This is a genomic window from Acinetobacter sp. 102, assembly GCF_037028485.1.
GTDB classification, from domain to species: Bacteria; Pseudomonadota; Gammaproteobacteria; order Pseudomonadales; family Moraxellaceae; genus Acinetobacter; species Acinetobacter higginsii.
In genome coordinates this window covers 169,945-188,437 of sequence record NZ_JAZEZK010000003.1, presented here as the reverse complement: position 1 = coordinate 188,437, position 18,493 = coordinate 169,945, and the positions used below count along the sequence as shown (strand labels likewise).

Genomic DNA, 18,493 nt, shown 5'->3' with positions numbered 1-18,493 from the left:
AAAAGACGGTCAGTCTAGCATAAATTGATTTCGTTTTCCCGACCGTGACAAGCCATTCATTTATCAATAGAAATGAGTCGTTTAAAACTCACTCATCTTCTTTTGCCATTGCGGGATATTGTTTAATACGATTAGATTCAAATTGGTAAGCATTTAAAAGCTTTAGATAATCTACACGTCGAATTTTAGCCTGCTCCAAAGTATCTTCGGCCAAATGCTGTGTTCTTGGATGGCTGGCCTGTTGTGCATACTGAACAACTTTTTGGTACTGCGCTGTGTTAATTGGACGTTGCAATGCGTTATACGCAAGTATAAAAATAGACAAAATAATAATACCGACCAAAACATTGTAAAATTGGTCCAACTTAAATCCTAATTTGGATTGCATAACCTTATGTTTAAAAATTATAGACAACATAATCTACCTCGAATTAGAGGTAGTGTAAGTCTCTGATTCGCTAAGGACAAGCACAACGTTCAATAAGTCACAATTCCACAACTTATTGAACGCACACTACTTTAGCAATGATTAACTGACTAATGTACGAACGAAGGAAAAGTACAAAATAAATGCAATGATGACTAAGGTAATAAAAATGGCAAACATCCCTACACCACTTTCAGCATCTGCAGGATGTAAGTCATCATCATCGGCAATATTTTTCAACTCTCCATCATAGATCCGATAAAACTGATCTTTTTGTTCAGGACTTAAATGACTGGCAAAGTCATACACGCGTTTACGTTGTGCTAAGCAGTAATCACCCAAGTGAATTTCTTGATGGAAAATGGCTTCATCAAGTAATTGACGATGATGATGAGCTAACGCAATAATTTGACTTTCTAATGGTGGAACATCCACAGTTACGCCATCAATGACATTGGACATGTTATTCTCCTTTTCTATTATTCTCACTTTGATTTTACTTAAAATTATTTGCGACAAATGTTTAATCGTGTAAGATTTTATTTACGTAATGACACCGAATATATTTGACAATTCAATCAATTTTGTCATAATAATTTAACAAATCTAAGTTAAAGTAGTTTAAATTCAAAGTAGAGTAACTTTGAATAGAATTTGCGGTAATCATAATTAAAATAAGGAGTTATATATGATTCAACAATTTACACACCATGAACTAGAGCATGTATATGCAAATGCGGTAAATACAATTCAATCGCAAAAAAACTTCCAAGATGCAGTGAAAGAGCTTGAAGAAGTAGCTAAAGCAGGTCACGGTAAAGCGGCATTATTTTTAGCAGAGTTGTATTATCAAGGCTTCCGAGTAGAACGTGATTCCTTGAAAGCACAGTATTGGCAGAAGATGGCAACCTTACAAGCATAATGAAACGTCACTTAGGTGGCGTTTTTTAATACCTGCATAAAACGAATCAACATGGTTCTTTCATATTCCTAACTTGCGCTGTGCCAAAGCTTAATCGCTTTGTCTTGCTCAGGTGGCGTTTTTTAATACCTGCATAAAACTAATCAACATGGTTCTTCATATTTTGACTTACGCTGCAGTAAAGCTTTAACCGCTTGGATGAGATACCTACAATATTTGCTTACGATTTAGATCAATTGTTTAAACATAACTGCCATCTATCTTTCTTATAATAAAACATAAGTTTAAGAATATTAGTTTAATAACATGTATCGTTTTAGCCATTTCCAACCAGTCTCACGTGAGTTGATGTTTAAAATTTCAATTCTAAAAACAATGATGTATTGTGGCGTTCTTTGGGGTTTATACCATCAGGGTTGGGCAATCAAATCGGATCAAGATGGTCACGTATTCCCCTTTTGGCTAAACGGCGTACAAGCTCATCGCTATGCTAAAGCACACTGGAAAAACTACACACCACGTAAGATTACGCCGAAAGATTTCCATGAGTCCTTGCTTCCAACTTTAACCCGTTTACAAGTTGAACCTGCTTTATTTAACTCTTCACATCGTAAATTTAAACTTTCAACTCAGCAAATGCAGCATTTCTTCTTTATGCCACATCAATCAGCAGTGACGGTTTAATTATTCTCTCTATTCCAATGATGACTTTTTAGACACTCATGAAGAAAAGTTATCATTGGAATGAAATTAGGGCTTTGCATTTAAAAAAAATACCGTTAAGTTAAATGAAAATGACAATACAACACAGGTGGATAAACAATGACAATCGTTGCTCAAGTCATCAAGAATAAAGCAGTACAATCAATTTTCACCATTTCACCCAATGCGACTGTACTTGAAGCAATTAAAATTATGGCAGAAAAAGGTGTTGGTGCTTTAGTCGTTGCCGAAGATGAGAAAGTCGTTGGAATTTTCTCTGAACGTGACTACACCCGTAAGATTGCTTTAATGGAACGTTCTTCAAACAACACCCCTGTTGCTGACATTATGACGGCCAAGGTCATTTCTGTAGGTTTAAACCATACTGTCGAAGAATGCCTTAACCTTATGACTGACCGTCATTTACGCCATCTACCTGTGCTTGATCAAGAAAAGTTAGTTGGATTCATCTCTATCGGAGACTTAGTTAAAGCTGCGATGGATGATCAACGTATTCTTATTGAGCAGCTTCAACAATATATTTCTGGCTGATACCCCATACAAATAAAAAAAAGGGCAAATGAATTGCCCTTTTTTTATTCAATCTACAACGATTATGCTTTTAAAAAGTTTTGAATCACAGGAACAAGACGTTGTAATAACTCATCAGCCTGTGCTTGTGTCATGTTTAAGGGTGGCAATAAACGTACCACTGAACCTGCCGTTACATTGATAATCAGCTTATATTCATCACGTGCAATCGCAACCAGTTCAGCACAGTCTTTTGGCAGCTGAATTCCAATCATCATGCCAAAGCCACGCACTTGAACGTTATAATCGGCCAATTGTGCTCTGAGTTGATCAACAATATAGGCACCCACTGTAGCAGCATTCTCAACTGCATTTTCTTTTTCCAGAGTATCAAGCACGGTATATACCACACGTGAACCTAACACTGTTCCACCATAAGTTGAACCATGGCTACCTGCACCCAGTAAACCGACTGCTTTACCTTGTGTCATGACGGCACCAATTGGAAAGCCATTTCCTAAGCCTTTGGCTGTAGTCATGACATCAGGAATAATGCTGGTGTGTTGATAAGCAAAGTATTTGCCTGTACGGCCATTCCCTGTTTGAATCTCATCTAGCATCATCAACCAATTATGTTGATTACATAGCGCACGTACATCTTCCAAGTAACTAAACCCTTGTTGTGCGGTATTCACGCCGCCTTCACCTTGGATAGGCTCAATCAGCATGGCAACAATATCTGGATGGTTAATGGCTGCTTCTTGAATTGCCTCCACATCACCAAACGGCACACGAATAAAACCTTCAACCAACGGCGCAAAACCTTCCTGAACCTTTTTATTGCCAGTTGCAGATAAGGTTGCCAAGGTACGGCCGTGGAAAGATTGTTCCGCGACTAAAATTTTAGGGTATGTAATGCCTTGTTGAGCGCCAAATTTACGTGCAATTTTGATCGCACCTTCATTTGATTCAGCGCCACTGTTTGAAAAGAAGATCTCTTCCATACCTGAAACTGCAGCCAGTTTCTGTGCCGCAGCTGTTTGCCAAGGAATTTCATATAGGTTGCTGGTATGCACCAAAGTCGCAGCTTGTTCAGCAATCGCTTCTGCAATAACAGGGTGTGCATGTCCTAAACCGCACACAGCAATCCCCGTTAACGCATCCAAATATTCTGTACCCTCTGCCGTATATAGATACGCCCCTCGTCCTCGTACAAAGCTGATCGCTTGGCGACCATAGGTTGCCATAAGATGTGATGGTTGATCAGGTTGCACAGGAGCAAGAGTGATATTAGTCATAACAAACTCAATCTATCAGTAGTTGTGGTGAAAAAAGTTATATAAGCAAAAACTTGCGTAGATTGAAAGCCTAAAGTCACATTTATATAAGAAAAATCTTTCGCAATCCTCCGCCACGCTTTTTTTTAGGTATAATGCAAGGAGATTAGTTGAGGATCTATCTATGACGGAACAAGCGCGTGATACAGTAGCGTTAATTCGTGATCAAATTGCGAAACACCCTGTTTTACTTTACATGAAAGGCACTCCACAATTCCCGCAATGTGGTTTTTCTGCTCGTGCAGTAGAAGCACTTAGCCAAATTGGTCGTCCATTTGCCTATGTAAATATCTTGGAAAATCAAGATATTCGTGCAACTTTACCTCAAATTGCGAACTGGCCTACTTTTCCACAATTATGGATCAATGGCGAGCTCATTGGTGGTAGCGATATCATGCTTGAAATGTTCCAAAATGGTGAGTTAAAACCATTAGTTGAACAGTACAGCCCAGCACCTGAAGCATAAGCTGTTAAGCAAAAAGCCAATCAAATGATTGGCTTTTTTATTGGAAGGATTTTAATGTTGACTAAATCCAATATAACGAAATAGCCCCTCTACACCTAGATCTGCTTTATAAATGTGCATGTCGGCATAGTGTGCTTGAGTAACACTAGCAAAAATATTCATATTTGGATCTTCATGAATTTCATCTACTGACTGGGGTAAAACTTCTTCAAAACGATCAGCAATAAATTCAAAACCTAAATCCATTGCCATAAATAGCGTATGCTCACAAGGTTGAATATACTGCTCTTGATCCCAGTCTAGAACCACATGCTGACAAAAAGGACATACAATGTTTTGGGTCGCATCGACAATATTGATAAGTTGATATGACATAATACTTAAGCGAAAAAAATTTCAGCCAGTTTAAAAGAATATGACGCGCTAATCTATCTTGAAGCGGAGGATTTAGCTGATGGCGACATTAGAACAAGCAATTGCATTTGCCGCAAAGCAACATTCAGGGCAAGTAGATAAAGCTAATGCCCCCTATATTTTACACCCACTCAGAGTGATGCTGAATGTACCCAGTATGGATCATAAAATCATTGCTGTTCTGCATGATGTCTTAGAAGATACAGAAACAAGCATTGAAGATTTACAAGCTTTAGGATTCCAGGCACACATTATCGATGCAATCGTTGCACTCACAAAACAGGATGGTGAGTCTCGAATCGAAGCCGCTCAGCGCACTGTACAAAACCCTTTGGCACGTGTTGTGAAATTGGCTGATATCACTGACAATATGGACTTATCTCGAATTCCATCGCCAACCGCAAAGGATTTTGAGCGAATGGAACAATATCAGCAGGTTCGGGCTATATTGTTGGCCCACAATGTTTAATAATCACTTTTATATTCATTTAACTTAATCACAATAAGCTGGAGTTTATAGCGTAATGCTAACGGATTTAGATGATTTTTATTGCTTCGCGCTGGTAGTAGAACATGGTGGCTTTAGTGCTGCTGAACGTGCAACTGACATTCCTAAATCTAAACTCAGCCGTAGGGTTTACAATCTTGAAGAACAACTGGGTGTACGTCTAATTCAACGCAGTTCGCGTCATTTTGCCGTGACTGATATTGGAATGGATGTTTACCGACATGCACAAGTGATGATGAATGCAGCCCAAGCAGCGCATGATGTGGTCAATCATTTGAGTAGTCAGCCACGTGGTGTCATCAAAGTCAGTGTACCAGTCGATATTGCTCAAAATCAGATGGCGAAAATCCTACCCGCCTTTTTGAAGAAATATCCTGAAGTTCGGGTGCAAATGATGATCAGCAACCGCCGTATTGATGTCATCAACGAAGGTGTCGATCTGGCGTTGCGTGTTCGATCTAAATTAGATGATGATCCGAACCTAGTATTACGTCAATTTGAAGCAATTGAACAACGTCTTTTTGCCAGCCAAGCCTATTTAAATGAGTTTGGTAATCTAACTACGCCTGAACAACTGGCAGAACATCGTATTATCAGCATGGCAGAAGATCATCTCGATCAACAGTTCTTGTTGACAGGCCCTGACCATCAGCAGAAAAAAATCAAAGTAAACCCCGTGATTATGGGTTCAAATTTACTGATGCTGGCGGAATTAGCCACTCAAAACTGTGGGATCGCCCTGCTTCCCGACAGTATTGCCCAAGACTTTGTAAAAACAGGGCAACTTGTGACTGTCTTACCCGAATGGACGGCACCACACGGTATTTTCCACGCAGTTTATCCATCGAGACGCGGTCTATTGCCCGCTGTTCGTGTTTTTATTGATTATTTGGTTGAACAACTTACCCAATGCTCAACTAAAAAAAAGCGCGATTAGAAATCGCGCTTTTTTTATCGGATAACTTAAACGGCTGGATAATGTCCTGTGCCATTCGGCCATGGCGTTAATAGCTCAAAACCATCATCCGTTACAGCAACCATGTGCTCCCACTGAGCAGACAATGATTTATCTTGTGTCACCACAGTCCAACCATCATTCAGCTCTCGGACATGGCGTTTTCCAGCATTCACCATCGGCTCAATGGTAAACACCATGCCTTTTTTTAGGACCAAACCTTGACCTTTCTGACCGTAGTGCAAGATGTTCGGCTGTTCATGGTAAATACGGCCGATACCATGTCCGCAGTATTCACGCACAATGCTATAACCTTCACGCTGTGCAACAGATTGGATGGCATAGCCAATATCACCTAAAGTTGCCCCAGGTTTCACTGTATGAATACCCGCTAACATCGCTTCATAAGTGGTTTCAACCAGTTTTTTTGCTTCAGGCTTTGGCTCACCAACAAAATACATTCGGCTGGTATCGCCAAAATAACCATCTTTGATCACAGCAACATCGATATTTAAAATATCACCCTCTTGCAAAATCTTTTTCGCGGAAGGAATGGCGTGACACACTTCTTCATTGACAGAAATACAGGTCGTTTTGGTAAAACCGTGATAGCCCACATTGGCTGGAATCACCTGCAACGTATTCACAATATAATCATTACAGATATCATCTAAATATTCAGTTGAAACGCCAGGCTTGATATAAGGCCCGATCATTTCTAACACTTGTGCCGCTAACCGCCCAGAGATACGTAATTTCTCCAGATCTTGTTCAGTTTTAATGGTCACAGTAGAAGCTCTCATTCGAGATTTTCCTTATTCATCAATCAGATTAAAATCACATGCAGAAAAATTAATATGGGGACTGCATAAAGTATTTCAATATTTGTACGCCTTCCCATTGAAATCTTCAATCTATTTAAGACTAAAAGAGCATTTTATTTTTGATATTTAAATTCAGTTAGGCCAATAGGAAAGAATCTATACCCTTCTGCATTTTCGAGTTTTGGAAAGCTTTTCAACACATTAGCTTTACCATTACTAATTATATGATTTTCATCATTTCTTTTTAGTCAAAAATCAACCAAATTTCACATAAATTAGTTTCAAAAGAACGCATTTTTGTTCTAAACTTCGCACTTTTATTTTATGCCTCCCTCTTTATGAATCAACTTCGTACAGGAGATATCATTGCTTTAGGTTTTATGACCTTCGCGTTATTTATTGGCGCAGGCAATATTATCTTTCCTCCAATCGTTGCTCAGCAGGCTGGTGAACATGTCTGGCTTGCGGCCTTCGGTTTCTTAATTACCGCAGTTGGTTTGCCTGTCATTACGATTATGGCCTTATCTCGCATGAAAGGTTCAATCGAAATCATCAGCTCTCCACTTGGACGCTTCTTTAGCTTACTGCTCACCATTGTTTGCTATTTGTCTGTAGGTCCACTCTTTGCAACACCACGTACTGCAACAGTTTCTTATGAAATTGGCTTCGCACCGTATTTTGGTACATCAGGTAGCAGCCTTCTTATTTATAGTATTGTGTATTTTGCATTTGTGACTGCAGTTTCATTGTATCCAAATAAACTACTCGATACGGTTGGTCATGTACTGGCTCCTTTAAAAATCATTGCCTTGGCAATCTTAGGTATCGCCGCATTTGCGATTCCAACAGGTATGATTTCAGCTCCAGTCAACAACTATATCGCAAGTCCTGTTTCTGAAGGTTTCGTTAGTGGTTATTTGACCATGGATACCTTAGGCGCACTGGTATTTGGTATCGTAATTATTCAAGCGATCCAATCACGAGGTGTGACAGATACAAAACTGATTACCAAATATGCCATTATCGCAAGTTTGATTGCGGGTGTTGGACTCACGCTTGTCTATGTCAGCTTGTTTAAACTTGGCTTAGGCAGTCATGAAGTCGCGCCTAATGCAGCCAATGGTGCAATCATTCTGCATGCTTATGTACAACACGCGTTTGGTGATTACGGATCGTATTTCTTAACCATCTTAATTTTCCTTGCATGTATGGTAACCGCAATTGGTCTTACATGTGCTTGCGCTGAATATTTTACCGAATTGACAGGTTTATCTTATAAGTTACTTGTTTTTATCCTGACTGGCTTTTCTTTGTTGATTTCTAATCTAGGTCTAACAAAGCTGATTGCAATCTCAGTTCCTGTACTCAGTGCAATTTATCCGCCAGCGATTGTCGTGATCATGCTCAGCTTCTTCTGGAAACGTTGGAACAATCCGTCGATCGTGGTTGGATCTGTGACTGCTGTTGCTTTCCTTTTTGGTATTTTTGAAGCAATTAAAGCGGCTGGTTTTACTGCACAATTACCGACTTTTATTCAGCACTTACCATTGAACGAACAAAATCTCGCATGGTTACTCCCATCGCTGATCGTTCTTGTTTTTGCAATTGTGGTCGATCGCGTATCGGCATCTAAAGATTAAAATGATTTGTCGTTAAAATGATGTTTTACCCAAACATGATTTTAGCTATACAAGAAATGTTCTTTTATCCAACGCTCATTTTTTGTTTACGACAAATCTTTCTTTTCTTAACTTAAAGCTGACGCTGTCAAATATGCCTCAATGTCTTTATTTGTGATCTAAAAACAACTATTTCAATTGAATTAGTTGATTGGCAAACTTTTCAAAATGTAAAAATAATGGCTAATATTTTACTAAAAAATAGTATAAATCAATATAAAAAATACTTAAAAGTTATATAAATCAATACATTTAGAAATTTATTTTCAAAATAGTCACTATCCCTATTGAAATGCTCAGAAAATAGCAGTACAACTTAAAAAACAATTCAGACAAAAACACATGGTTTTGTCGTCACAACAAGGAGGGATGGAGATGTTATCAATACATTTCAACAAGCAAGTCTTCATTAACGCTCTGAAGGCAAATGATTCAATCGTATATGCAACTACAACGCTTGCCTTAATGGTCACGTTGTTATTTCAAGGCACAATTAAAGGTAATTTAAAACCCGAATATTTTGCATATGCATTGATTGTATCTCTGGCCTTTTGTATGTGGGCGATCGTTGATCGAAAGTTTCGACAGTTAAGCGCAGTGCGCCAAAAAAATTCTTTAGGAAAAATGGATGAGTGATCATCCATTTTTTAATGTAAAAATTGAGCAATAGTTCCCAATACTAAAATCCCAGTTGCACCCAACTCTACAAGAATTAAACTCAACATCATCAACGTCATACACCATGCTGGTAAAGTCCATTTCCCCACTTGATGCGGCTGTTTGAATTGATTGGTTGTATCTCTTAATAATCCATGCAAAATATAGATTAAAATCGACATCGCAAAGAAGAATAGATTTGCAACAACACAAAATAATGCGATTGAATCAGATAGAACTGTAAAAAAACTTAATGCTGCTAAAATCAAACTGGCTGCCGCGTAAAGCAGACTACTCCGATGTGCAATATCCACATAATAATGTGCTCTTGCCTGCGCTGTTTGTCTAATTTGATAATATTTCCAAACTCCAGTCAGCATCCCCACCCATAGAAAAATCCCACTAAATACAATAGCAAGCTGTGTTGCAGTATTTAAAGCGTACATAACATCCCCGAAATTAAAATATTCCTTTTGTGTGCGTATATTACATAAAATTTGACTTTTAAGTCATTTTTTAAACGAGTTTCTTTTTGGAACTTGTGTAAAGTAATACTATCCACATATAAGAGTATCTTTCTAATGAAGAGTTATGAATCTTTTTGGATGAGCTGCAAAGATGACTATCAACTTGCCGCACAATTTTATCCTGCACAAGATCATACCAAACCCTACCCAATCTTGATTTGTCCAGCGACAGGAATTACTAAAAATTTCTATCATGCTTTCGCAGAATGGCTGAGCAAACAAGGTTATAGCGTTTTAAGCTTTGATTTTCGCGGTATAGGTGAATCGCTTCATGGCCCGCTCAAGAATTCTAAGGCCAGTATAAATGACTGGGGAATTTATGATATTCCAGCCGCAATTGAGACCTTATTAGAGCGAACTCAAGCTGAAAAAGTGATTATTGTTGGGCATAGTGCTGGTGGGCAATTACTTGGGATTACTTCAAACTATAACAAGGTTGCTAAGGTTTTGGCGATCGCTGGCTCTACAGGTCATGTCAAAGGCTTGAAAGGTAAAACTAAAATCCTTGCGCCCGTTATGTTTAACGTTATTTTCCCAGTTTCCAGCTTCTTGAAAGGTTATGGCGCAACTCAATTTATTGGGATGGGAGAAAACCTCCCTAAAAATGTTGCAAAACAATGGGCTGAGTTTTGCAGTAAACCTGGTTATGTCATGAATGCAATTGGTAAAAGTATCTTCGAAGATTATCATCAGGAAATTCAATGCCCGATTACTTCTTTTTGGGCAACTGATGATGAAATCACCACCCAAGCCAATGTCAAAGACTTATTGCGCTTATACCCCAATGCACCAACCAAATTAATTGAACTGAATCCACAACAACATGGCTACAAACAAATTGGACATATGTCGATGTTTAAAAAGTCACATCAAAAGCTATGGCCCCTGATGGAAAGTGAACTTAAGCTTTAAGAAAAACATGAGTCATCACAATTTTGCACTTTACGCATCTAAACCTGTAATCCTGTTTAGATGCGTCTTTTTATCTATTTAATCTCCGAAGTTCAATTGTTATCCCTTTCATATCTCATTTTAATTTCCTACAATTCGTCCTACACACCAAATTTATGTCTAAATTGCCCCATCAAAATCTATTCAAAGCTACAAATTTTAAAATTCCATCGAAAAAATGTGATAAAGAATGTATTTATTCAACTTTTTAAAAAATTTTTATGTGCTATATTTTAACCAATTGATTAATTCAAATAGTTGTATTAGCTATTTTTTTAAGCGTTATTTATTTTATAAATATATTGATTTCGTATATTTATGACATTTTAGACAGAAAATATTATAAAAATGTCACGTCAAAAATCGTATTTTTTTTCTACAATATGATTATTCTACAAATAAGCAGTAATGCAAGGCTGTAGGACAACCTTGAAGGAAAGACGACTGGATAGTACATCATTAATAGCTGATTTATGTGAATTTTATGATGACTTATTCGTTGAGAATAAAGATAATTTCACCGTTATCTTTGAACAGATTTGTTAAAAAATGGAATGCTAAAAAAATCAGAGGATCGATTTTTTTAACAGGCAAGTTATAGACATTTCATGGAATCTAGGAGCGACTAGGAGTGGCTCCTTGTGCAAGTATAGGAAATAAGTGATGCCAAAAAAATATGCGCGTTTTTTACCTACAGCCGATTCATTTAACCTGGAAGACTTTCCTTTTTACTGGATTTCTCAAGTAAATGCTCAGTACGTTCAAAATATCGATAACGTGCTCAAAAAATATGGCTTAGACAATTCTCGTCGCCGTATTCTCATTGCCTTGCATGTCAAACCCCATGCCAGTGTGTCAGAGCTTTCCGACATGGTCATTTCCAAAATGTCGACCACAACCAAAATTGTTTATCGCCTCAAAGATGAAGGCTATATCGATACGTATTCATGCAAGGAAGATGGTCGTATCACTCGCGTCTATCTAACAGACAAAGGTCAGGAAATGATTACCAAAATTAATGATCTTACCTCAGTTATCCTCGAACAATCATTTGATGGCTTAACGCCATTGCAAATTGAAAAGACAATGGAAATTCTGCGCCATATGTTTAAAAATCTTGCGCGCTAAGCAACTGATCCCAAAAAGGCTTCCGATAGGAAGCCTTTTTTAATCTCATCAACTCAAATATTAAGCTCAATCAAACATATTCAGTTGCGGTGTTATTTTTACAATCTTTGCTTTAGGAACATGGGAACACTCAAATTCTTCTACAGGAAAACCCTGCATAAATTCATAGAGTTGATGTGGTTGTTTTAAGCTTAACCATTCATCTAAGCGCTCATGTGGAATAACCACCACTGACCGCTTTACGTCTCCCGGCTCATGGAAATCTTTCATCATCGGATGGTCTATGGCATCCATCGTAAGCATGGTTGCCGAACGGATCACCTGATCGCCCAACTTTCTGATCTCATATAAAGCCGCGATAAAGAAAGCCTTTCCATCTTTACGACGTACACCCCATCTTTGAGGCTTATTATCAATGTATTTACTTTCATAGAACTCAGAAACAGGAATAACACCAAATTTGCACTTTGAAGCCGCCTCCAAGAAACTAGGTTTCTGAAAAATAGTTTCATGTCGAGCATTATAAGTATGCTTGGAAATATTGGTATCTTCCGACCACTTTGGTACCAAACCAAACAATACTTCCCGCCACTCCAGCCCTTGCTCTGATTTAAATAGCAAAGGCGTTGTATAACTTGGGTAAACTTCTTCCCCATATTCAAATGGAATCAAAGGTAAACCAAGCTGTTGAGCTTGCTCGACTGTTAATGGTTTATAGTTGGCACACATAGTTTGTTGAGTATTTATCCTTAAAAACAAAGTTAAAAAAAGGAGGTATCAAGCCTCCTCTTTCTAATCGCATAAATTAGCCAAATAACTTTTTCATTTTTGCACTTAAACCGTGGATAAAGCGGTGCTTGGCATTGGCTTTATCGCTGGTTAAAAAGTTAATTTGAATTGACTGACGCTGTCCTTCAAAAGGTACATAACCATGCCAACCATTATCAGTCACTTTAAATGCAACCAATGTACCGGGACCCGCATCAATTTCTTCGACGTAGTCATCCATGTTCTTTTCATCATTCAAGATACGTAGACGACCTGTAGGTGCATCCCAAGACTCATTTAGATAAATAAGAATAGTCAGAAGTTTGGTTTTCGAGTCAGAATGAATGCGACCATCTTTTTGGCGTGAATAACCACGTAAGGTGATCATCATCGGATGTTCCATCACATCCACATCAAATTTTTCAGTCAAAATCTGACGGAATTCTTTGGTATCTAATGATTTTAAGAAACGATCAAAATTAGGTTTAATTTCAACATCTTCAATGTTGTAGCTACCACCCTGTTCAATCTTTGGAAAATCCTGAATAACAGCTTTCACTTCGCTGTCTATGATCGAATTTTCTACGACAAAGTAAGGATACGGCGAAGTAGAAACTTGCGCTTGTTTTAAAGCATCTAATTTTAAAATTTGTGACATCGTTATGATTCGGCTAAATGATCAAACTTCGAGAATTATAACAAAAATTTCATCAAGATGATGTTTTATCCTGTTCTAGATGAATTGGCGCACTTAAATTGAGCCTATATTTTTACAGTTAAAGTTCATACCCTGCATACCAAATAAAAAAGCCTCCGAAGAGGCTTTTTTATTTTAGATGAACTTAATCACCTGTATAACCTTTTAATTTTAAACGTGCAGCATGCAACAATGGCTCTGTATAACCAGATGGTTGCTCTGCGCCCTTAAAGATCAAATCAGAAGCGGCTTGGAAAGCAATACCATCAAAGTTTGGTGCCATTGGCGTATAAAGTGGATCGTTGGCATTTTGCTGATCAACAATCACAGCCATACGCTTAAGCACTTCTTCAACTTGTGCACGCGTTACGATACCGTGACGTAACCAGTTTGCAACGTGTTGAGATGAAATGCGTAAAGTAGCACGGTCTTCCATCAAACCAACGTTATTGATGTCTGGTACTTTAGAACAACCAACACCAAGGTCTACCCAACGAACCACATAACCCAAGATACCTTGACAGTTATTTTCAAGTTCGTTGTTTAACTCTTCCGCAGTCCAATTAGTTTCAGGTGCAAACGGTGGTGTTAACAAGTCATCTAATGACAACATGTTTTCAGCAGCCAACTCATCTTGACGTGCTTTTACATTAATCTGATGATAATGCAATGCATGAAGTACCGCACCCGTTGGAGATGGAACCCATGCACAAGATGCACCTGCATTTGGATGTGCAGTCTTCGTCGCCAACATGTCTTTCATGCTGTCTGGTTTTGGCCACATGCCTTTACCAATTTGCGCTTTACCTTGTAAACCACATGCTAAACCAATTGCCACGTTACGGTTTTCGTAAGCAGCAATCCATTTTTGTGTTTTAACTGCTTCTTTACGAACAACTGGTGCAGCTTCCATAGATGTATGGATTTCATCACCTGTACGATCCATAAAGCCTGTGTTGATGAAGATGGTGCGATCTTTCGCAGCAGCAATACAGTTCTTCAAGTTTACAGAGGTACGACGCTCTTCATCCATGATACCGATTTTGAGTGATTTTGCAGGCAAACCAATTGCTTGTTCAGCACGCTCAAATAATTCAACCGCAAATGCAACTTCTTCTGGACCATGCATTTTTGGCTTAACGATATACATTGAACCTTTACGAGAGTTTTGGTTTTCGTTTTGACCACGAATATCCGCAACTGTCAGTAATGGAGTCACTAGAGCATCCATGATGCCTTCAAACACTTCTTGACCATCAACAAGGATGGCAGGGTTTGTCATAAGGTGGCCTACGTTACGAAGCAACATTAATGAACGACCATGTAATTTAGTCGTGCCACCAATTAGGTTCTGAACAGTACGGTCTTTGTTGAGGGTACGAGTAATGGTCTTACCATTTTTCTCGATTGACTCTTGTAAGTCACCTTTCATTAGGCCTAACCAGTTACGATAGCCTTCAACCTTCTCTTCAGCATCAACCGCAGCAACAGAATCTTCCAAATCCTGAATGGTTGTAACCGCAGCTTCAAGTGTTAAATCTTTCACACCAGCAGCATCTGTCTTACCTACTGGGCTGTTGGCATCGATTTCGATAATCACATGCAAACCATTATTTAATAAAACAATCTCAGTTGGGCTTGCAGCTTCGCCATTGAAACCAACAAATTGTGATTCATGTGCCAAAGAAGTGGTTGAACCATCTTTTAAGGTTACAGCTAAACCATTATTCACCACTGCATATTGAGTTGCATCTGCATGCGAACCTTGAGCCAATGGGAAAGTTTGGTTTAAGAAATCTTTTGCGAAAGCAATAACTTTATCGCCACGAACTGAATTATAGCCTTTGCCTTTCTCTGCACCGCCTTCTTCAGAAATTACGTCCGTGCCATACAGCGCGTCATATAAAGAACCCCAACGTGCATTAGCAGCATTCAAGCTATAACGTGCATTACGTACAGGTACAACCAATTGTGGACCTGCCAATAAAGCAATTTCTTCATCCACATTTTCAGTTGTTACTTGAAAGTCAGCAACTTCTGGAACCAAGTAGCCAATTTCAGTTAAGAATGCTTTATAAGCATTTAATTCAAATTTATTATTGCGGTGCCATTCATCAATCTTTGCTTGAAGATCATCACGCTTAGCCAATAATGCTTTGTTCTTTGGGCTAAGGTCTACAACGACTTGCTCGAAGTTTTTCCAGTAAGTTTCACTATCTAAACCAGTGCCTGGTAAAGCTTCATTTTCGATGAAATCGTAAAGTTCTTTAGCAATCGCTAGCTTGCCTTTTTGAATACGTGCAGTCATTGTCTTTCCTGATGGTGCTAACTTTTTATAACAAGAATTCTAGTATACTGATTTATACTAGCCTGAATAGTAATATCACATTCCTAAATAGTAAGCATTTTCCCCATTAGAAGTATTGACAAACACAAATTTTTATACTTATCAAAATATCAAATAATGAGTTTTTTACTATCTTTATGCGACACACTCCCTTTTTCAAACTCATCTAGTTATAGCAAAATTTGACCAAGAATAAAGCCTTATCCATGTAAGTTTATAAAAAAAGGCATTCCGAAGAATGCCTTTTCATTTATGAAGTCTGTGCGACCTGAATTTGTCGGTGCTCCGAATGTAGATAATCATCCGATTGCATTTCCAATAAACGTGAACGCGTCCGTTCAATTTCAAATGCCAGTTTCTCACCTTCATACAGATCGATAATCGAATCTTCTGAGGTAAGAATTAGTTTTACGCCACGGTCATAGAATTCATCGACCAAGTAAATAAAGCGGCGTGTTCCTTCTGACAGGAAATCGGTCAAATGCGGAACATTGCTGACCAGCACGGTATTGTAGATATTCGCGATTTCAATAAAGTCGGCTGGGCTACGTGGTTTAAAGCATAACTCTGAAAATTCACACCACAATACATCTTCTGTATGACCTAAAGTCTCTACCACACGATTATTAATCATGATTGGAGAATTAGATTGCGCCTGTGTCTGGGTCAAAGCTTTAAAACGACCAGATAACCACGCTTGAGCATCATCGGTTAATGGATATTTGAACAATTGCGCCTGCTTCAATACACGCAAACGATAATCCACCCCAGCGTCAACATTCAGAACACTACAGTTCTTCTTCACCAGCTCAATCGTCGGTATAAAACGATCACGATGAATTCCATTTTTGTATAGACCATCTGGTGCAATGTTTGACGTTGCAACCAATGTTATTCCACGCTCAAACAGCTTCTGGAACAGATCACTTAAGATCATAGCATCGGTTACATTCGATACGAAAAATTCGTCAAAACAAATGACAACGGCATTCTTATAAATTTGATCAGCGACCAAATCTAAAGGGTTACGTTGGCCAGAAAGTTTATTCAACTCTTTATGTACATGTTGCATAAAATGATGGAAATGCATACGTGTTTTACGGCGAAATGGTACAGATTCATAGAACTGATCCATTAGCCACGTTTTTCCACGACCTACACCACCCCACATATAAACGCCTTTAGGATAAGTCTGACGACGGAAACGTCGAAATGCTTTCTTTGAAGCCTTATAGCGAGTGTGTAACTCTTTCCATACTCGATCTAACTCTTGCACAGCCTGAGCTTGTGCTTCATCTGGCATGAATTGTCCTGACTCAATTGCTTGAGCATAACGCTCGGCAGGTGATGTTGGGATAAATGCAGTGCTATGTGAGTCTGGTTTAGAATTTGACATAAGGTGTTATTGCAATTTTAATTGGTGAAAATTATATCGAACATTCCGTTCAATGACATTAGATTTTAGGCTTAATTATCATAGAGTTTAAACATCATAATGTACCATTTTTAATCATTTAATGATTTCGATTATATTGACGAGGACTCAATCCAAACCATCTTTTAAAGGCATGATTAAATGCTGCAGGCTCAGAATAACCCAACATTTCGGCCACCTGTTCGATTGAATATGAACTATTTTCAATAAACTTTATTGCCTTCTGTTTGATTAATCTTTCACGAATTTCTTTATAGCTGGTCTGCATTTGCTGCAATTGATGCCGCAAAGTACGCTCAGGAATATCCAATGCACACGCCGTTTCCGCCATACTTGGAATCACCCCATTTTGCATTTCTAGATAATCCTCAACATACTCAACCACCGTCAATTTGAGACTGGCAGTTTTTTCTAAATGTTGAATATCCTGTAGGCATTTTTCTTCATAAATACGATACGTCAAAATATCGGCAGACGGAATTTTTGTGTTTAAAATTTGTGTATTTTCTAAAATAAAAGCAGCTTGCGCACATCCAAATTTGACATCTTGCCCATAATAATCTTGATATGCTGCAAGCAGTGTTAAGTCTTTAGGCCGATGAAATGGCAGTTCAATTTGAATTTGAGGGACTTCAAGTCCCATCATCTTAAAGATATCTTGTAAAAACTTATAAGTGCCCGAGATTTCGCATTGCGCTCTCAATTGACCTAAATGCATACTTAAATCAATCGGTCGATACAGTAAATAGATCAAGTCATCTTCTATCTTTAACTGCAATGAACCAAAAAGATGAGTCAGTTGCTGATACTGAACCCCATTTAATAGTGCCTTATGCAAGGTATCACTAGTAACCAATAGCATCAGGAAAGGCCCATAACCCGCTAAGGCATAATGCTGTCCGATAAATAAACCTTGTTCAGGTGAAATATCCTGACTAATATGCTGCAAAATATCCCATTCAATCTCATCTGGAATAATTGAACTAGGATCTAAAGCATCGGCCTGTATTCCCATATTGGCTAAACGTGCATCCACGTCGATCCCGACATGACGCATGCCCTGAATCAAATACATCAATCCGAGGATAGATCTCTTCATAAGTCCGAATGCAGTTCTCAAAACTTTAATGTTTTACTATAAAACGTTGTGCAAATGAATTGCCGAAATGATCAAGTTTTACGTCTATACAATCATATTTAATCTCGTCAAAACCGTTA

Annotated in this window: 21 protein-coding genes; 10 read left to right on the top strand and 11 right to left on the bottom strand. The window is 38.3% G+C overall.

Features of this window, described 5'->3' with window-relative positions:
• Positions 1-88: 88 nt before the first annotated feature.
• Entirely contained in the window at positions 89-418 is a 330-nt protein-coding gene (locus WA352_RS04540; protein ID WP_004806727.1) for a hypothetical protein, read from the bottom strand.
• A 111-nt stretch (positions 419-529) separates the two neighbouring features.
• The gene (locus tag WA352_RS04535; RefSeq protein ID WP_004806721.1) at positions 530-889 is read right to left on the bottom strand and encodes a hypothetical protein; all 360 of its coding nucleotides are present in this window, start codon (positions 887-889) and stop codon (positions 530-532) included.
• A 226-nt stretch (positions 890-1,115) separates the two neighbouring features.
• On the opposite strand from WA352_RS04535, the gene WA352_RS04530 reads away from it, so the two are divergent.
• From WA352_RS04530 to WA352_RS04520, 3 genes are all read left to right on the top strand, one after another.
• A complete protein-coding gene (locus WA352_RS04530; RefSeq protein ID WP_004653777.1) occupies positions 1,116-1,349 on the top strand; it encodes a hypothetical protein in 234 nt (77 codons plus the stop codon).
• A 306-nt stretch (positions 1,350-1,655) separates the two neighbouring features.
• Positions 1,656-2,033, top strand: a complete 378-nt coding sequence (locus tag WA352_RS04525) for a DUF2750 domain-containing protein (protein ID WP_004806719.1) — start codon at positions 1,656-1,658, stop codon at positions 2,031-2,033.
• Between the two features lie 138 nt (positions 2,034-2,171).
• Positions 2,172-2,603, top strand: a complete 432-nt coding sequence (locus tag WA352_RS04520) for a CBS domain-containing protein (RefSeq protein WP_005313493.1) — start codon at positions 2,172-2,174, stop codon at positions 2,601-2,603.
• 62 nt (positions 2,604-2,665) lie between these two features.
• Here the strand turns inward: WA352_RS04520 and WA352_RS04515 are convergent, their stop codons facing one another.
• Positions 2,666-3,880 (bottom strand): aspartate aminotransferase family protein, encoded by a 1,215-nt coding sequence (locus tag WA352_RS04515; protein ID WP_033132905.1) that lies wholly within the window; start codon positions 3,878-3,880, stop codon positions 2,666-2,668.
• 163 nt (positions 3,881-4,043) lie between these two features.
• Between WA352_RS04515 and grxD the strand changes: the two genes are divergently transcribed.
• The gene (gene grxD / locus WA352_RS04510; protein WP_004639270.1) at positions 4,044-4,385 is read left to right on the top strand and encodes a Grx4 family monothiol glutaredoxin; all 342 of its coding nucleotides are present in this window, start codon (positions 4,044-4,046) and stop codon (positions 4,383-4,385) included.
• Between the two features lie 51 nt (positions 4,386-4,436).
• Here the strand turns inward: grxD and WA352_RS04505 are convergent, their stop codons facing one another.
• Complete coding sequence (locus WA352_RS04505; protein WP_336141388.1) at positions 4,437-4,760, bottom strand: hypothetical protein; 324 nt, start codon at positions 4,758-4,760, stop codon at positions 4,437-4,439.
• A gap of 79 nt (positions 4,761-4,839) precedes the next feature.
• Here WA352_RS04505 and WA352_RS04500 point away from each other — a divergent pair, with 79 nt between their 5' ends.
• Both WA352_RS04500 and WA352_RS04495 read left to right on the top strand, forming a co-directional pair.
• Positions 4,840-5,268: an HD domain-containing protein gene (locus tag WA352_RS04500; protein ID WP_033132907.1), complete on the top strand. Its 429-nt coding sequence runs from the start codon at positions 4,840-4,842 to the stop codon at positions 5,266-5,268.
• Positions 5,269-5,323: 55 nt separating this feature from the next.
• Positions 5,324-6,244, top strand: a complete 921-nt coding sequence (locus WA352_RS04495) for a LysR family transcriptional regulator (RefSeq protein WP_004806707.1) — start codon at positions 5,324-5,326, stop codon at positions 6,242-6,244.
• 26 nt (positions 6,245-6,270) lie between these two features.
• On the opposite strand, the gene map is transcribed toward WA352_RS04495, so the two are convergent.
• Positions 6,271-7,065, bottom strand: a complete 795-nt coding sequence (gene map / locus WA352_RS04490) for a type I methionyl aminopeptidase (protein ID WP_005313487.1) — start codon at positions 7,063-7,065, stop codon at positions 6,271-6,273.
• Positions 7,066-7,424: 359 nt separating this feature from the next.
• On the opposite strand from map, the gene brnQ reads away from it, so the two are divergent.
• Both brnQ and WA352_RS04480 read left to right on the top strand, forming a co-directional pair.
• Positions 7,425-8,726, top strand: a complete 1,302-nt coding sequence (brnQ, locus tag WA352_RS04485; protein WP_005204102.1) for a branched-chain amino acid transport system II carrier protein — start codon at positions 7,425-7,427, stop codon at positions 8,724-8,726.
• A gap of 414 nt (positions 8,727-9,140) precedes the next feature.
• A complete protein-coding gene (locus WA352_RS04480; RefSeq protein WP_005204103.1) occupies positions 9,141-9,401 on the top strand; it encodes a hypothetical protein in 261 nt (86 codons plus the stop codon).
• Between the two features lie 11 nt (positions 9,402-9,412).
• Here the strand turns inward: WA352_RS04480 and WA352_RS04475 are convergent, their stop codons facing one another.
• Positions 9,413-9,868: a hypothetical protein gene (locus WA352_RS04475; protein ID WP_033132909.1), complete on the bottom strand. Its 456-nt coding sequence runs from the start codon at positions 9,866-9,868 to the stop codon at positions 9,413-9,415.
• Between the two features lie 135 nt (positions 9,869-10,003).
• Here WA352_RS04475 and WA352_RS04470 point away from each other — a divergent pair, with 135 nt between their 5' ends.
• Together WA352_RS04470 and WA352_RS04465 are read left to right on the top strand one after the other, a co-directional pair.
• Positions 10,004-10,861 carry an alpha/beta hydrolase family protein gene (locus tag WA352_RS04470; RefSeq protein WP_336141387.1) on the top strand — a complete coding sequence of 286 codons (858 nt, stop codon included), beginning with the start codon at positions 10,004-10,006 and terminating at the stop codon, positions 10,859-10,861.
• 702 nt (positions 10,862-11,563) lie between these two features.
• Positions 11,564-12,028, top strand: coding sequence for a MarR family winged helix-turn-helix transcriptional regulator (locus WA352_RS04465; RefSeq protein WP_004653790.1), 465 nt, complete (start codon positions 11,564-11,566; stop codon positions 12,026-12,028).
• A 66-nt stretch (positions 12,029-12,094) separates the two neighbouring features.
• On the opposite strand, the gene WA352_RS04460 is transcribed toward WA352_RS04465, so the two are convergent.
• The 5 genes from WA352_RS04460 to WA352_RS04440 form a co-directional block, all read right to left on the bottom strand.
• Positions 12,095-12,757, bottom strand: coding sequence for an SOS response-associated peptidase (locus tag WA352_RS04460; RefSeq protein WP_005188056.1), 663 nt, complete (start codon positions 12,755-12,757; stop codon positions 12,095-12,097).
• Positions 12,758-12,833: 76 nt separating this feature from the next.
• Positions 12,834-13,454, bottom strand: a complete 621-nt coding sequence (locus tag WA352_RS04455) for a 2OG-Fe(II) oxygenase (protein WP_005313478.1) — start codon at positions 13,452-13,454, stop codon at positions 12,834-12,836.
• Positions 13,455-13,638: 184 nt separating this feature from the next.
• On the bottom strand, positions 13,639-15,801 hold the full coding sequence (locus WA352_RS04450) for a malate synthase G (protein ID WP_033132911.1): 2,163 nt from the start codon (positions 15,799-15,801) through the stop codon (positions 13,639-13,641).
• Positions 15,802-16,090: 289 nt separating this feature from the next.
• A complete protein-coding gene (gene zapE / locus WA352_RS04445; RefSeq protein ID WP_005313475.1) occupies positions 16,091-17,236 on the bottom strand; it encodes a cell division protein ZapE in 1,146 nt (381 codons plus the stop codon).
• Between the two features lie 118 nt (positions 17,237-17,354).
• On the bottom strand, positions 17,355-18,374 hold the full coding sequence (locus WA352_RS04440) for an AraC family transcriptional regulator (protein ID WP_004806683.1): 1,020 nt from the start codon (positions 18,372-18,374) through the stop codon (positions 17,355-17,357).
• Positions 18,375-18,493 lie beyond the last annotated feature (119 nt).

What these genes read in the sequence shown, in the direction of transcription:
- WA352_RS04540 (WP_004806727.1), bottom strand. Translation starts at nt 418, where the DNA reads ATGTTGTCTATAATTTTTAAACATAAGGTTATGCAATCCAAATTAGGA.
- WA352_RS04535 (WP_004806721.1), bottom strand. Translation starts at nt 889, where the DNA reads ATGTCCAATGTCATTGATGGCGTAACTGTGGATGTTCCACCATTAGAA.
- WA352_RS04530 (WP_004653777.1), top strand. Translation starts at nt 1,116, where the DNA reads ATGATTCAACAATTTACACACCATGAACTAGAGCATGTATATGCAAAT.
- WA352_RS04525 (WP_004806719.1), top strand. Translation starts at nt 1,656, where the DNA reads ATGTATCGTTTTAGCCATTTCCAACCAGTCTCACGTGAGTTGATGTTT.
- WA352_RS04520 (WP_005313493.1), top strand. Translation starts at nt 2,172, where the DNA reads ATGACAATCGTTGCTCAAGTCATCAAGAATAAAGCAGTACAATCAATT.
- WA352_RS04515 (WP_033132905.1), bottom strand. Translation starts at nt 3,880, where the DNA reads ATGACTAATATCACTCTTGCTCCTGTGCAACCTGATCAACCATCACAT.
- grxD (WP_004639270.1), top strand. Translation starts at nt 4,044, where the DNA reads ATGACGGAACAAGCGCGTGATACAGTAGCGTTAATTCGTGATCAAATT.
- WA352_RS04505 (WP_336141388.1), bottom strand. Translation starts at nt 4,760, where the DNA reads ATGTCATATCAACTTATCAATATTGTCGATGCGACCCAAAACATTGTA.
- WA352_RS04500 (WP_033132907.1), top strand. Translation starts at nt 4,840, where the DNA reads ATGGCGACATTAGAACAAGCAATTGCATTTGCCGCAAAGCAACATTCA.
- WA352_RS04495 (WP_004806707.1), top strand. Translation starts at nt 5,324, where the DNA reads ATGCTAACGGATTTAGATGATTTTTATTGCTTCGCGCTGGTAGTAGAA.
- map (WP_005313487.1), bottom strand. Translation starts at nt 7,065, where the DNA reads ATGAGAGCTTCTACTGTGACCATTAAAACTGAACAAGATCTGGAGAAA.
- brnQ (WP_005204102.1), top strand. Translation starts at nt 7,425, where the DNA reads ATGAATCAACTTCGTACAGGAGATATCATTGCTTTAGGTTTTATGACC.
- WA352_RS04480 (WP_005204103.1), top strand. Translation starts at nt 9,141, where the DNA reads ATGTTATCAATACATTTCAACAAGCAAGTCTTCATTAACGCTCTGAAG.
- WA352_RS04475 (WP_033132909.1), bottom strand. Translation starts at nt 9,868, where the DNA reads ATGTACGCTTTAAATACTGCAACACAGCTTGCTATTGTATTTAGTGGG.
- WA352_RS04470 (WP_336141387.1), top strand. Translation starts at nt 10,004, where the DNA reads ATGAAGAGTTATGAATCTTTTTGGATGAGCTGCAAAGATGACTATCAA.
- WA352_RS04465 (WP_004653790.1), top strand. Translation starts at nt 11,564, where the DNA reads ATGCCAAAAAAATATGCGCGTTTTTTACCTACAGCCGATTCATTTAAC.
- WA352_RS04460 (WP_005188056.1), bottom strand. Translation starts at nt 12,757, where the DNA reads ATGTGTGCCAACTATAAACCATTAACAGTCGAGCAAGCTCAACAGCTT.
- WA352_RS04455 (WP_005313478.1), bottom strand. Translation starts at nt 13,454, where the DNA reads ATGTCACAAATTTTAAAATTAGATGCTTTAAAACAAGCGCAAGTTTCT.
- WA352_RS04450 (WP_033132911.1), bottom strand. Translation starts at nt 15,801, where the DNA reads ATGACTGCACGTATTCAAAAAGGCAAGCTAGCGATTGCTAAAGAACTT.
- zapE (WP_005313475.1), bottom strand. Translation starts at nt 17,236, where the DNA reads ATGTCAAATTCTAAACCAGACTCACATAGCACTGCATTTATCCCAACA.
- WA352_RS04440 (WP_004806683.1), bottom strand. Translation starts at nt 18,374, where the DNA reads ATGAAGAGATCTATCCTCGGATTGATGTATTTGATTCAGGGCATGCGT.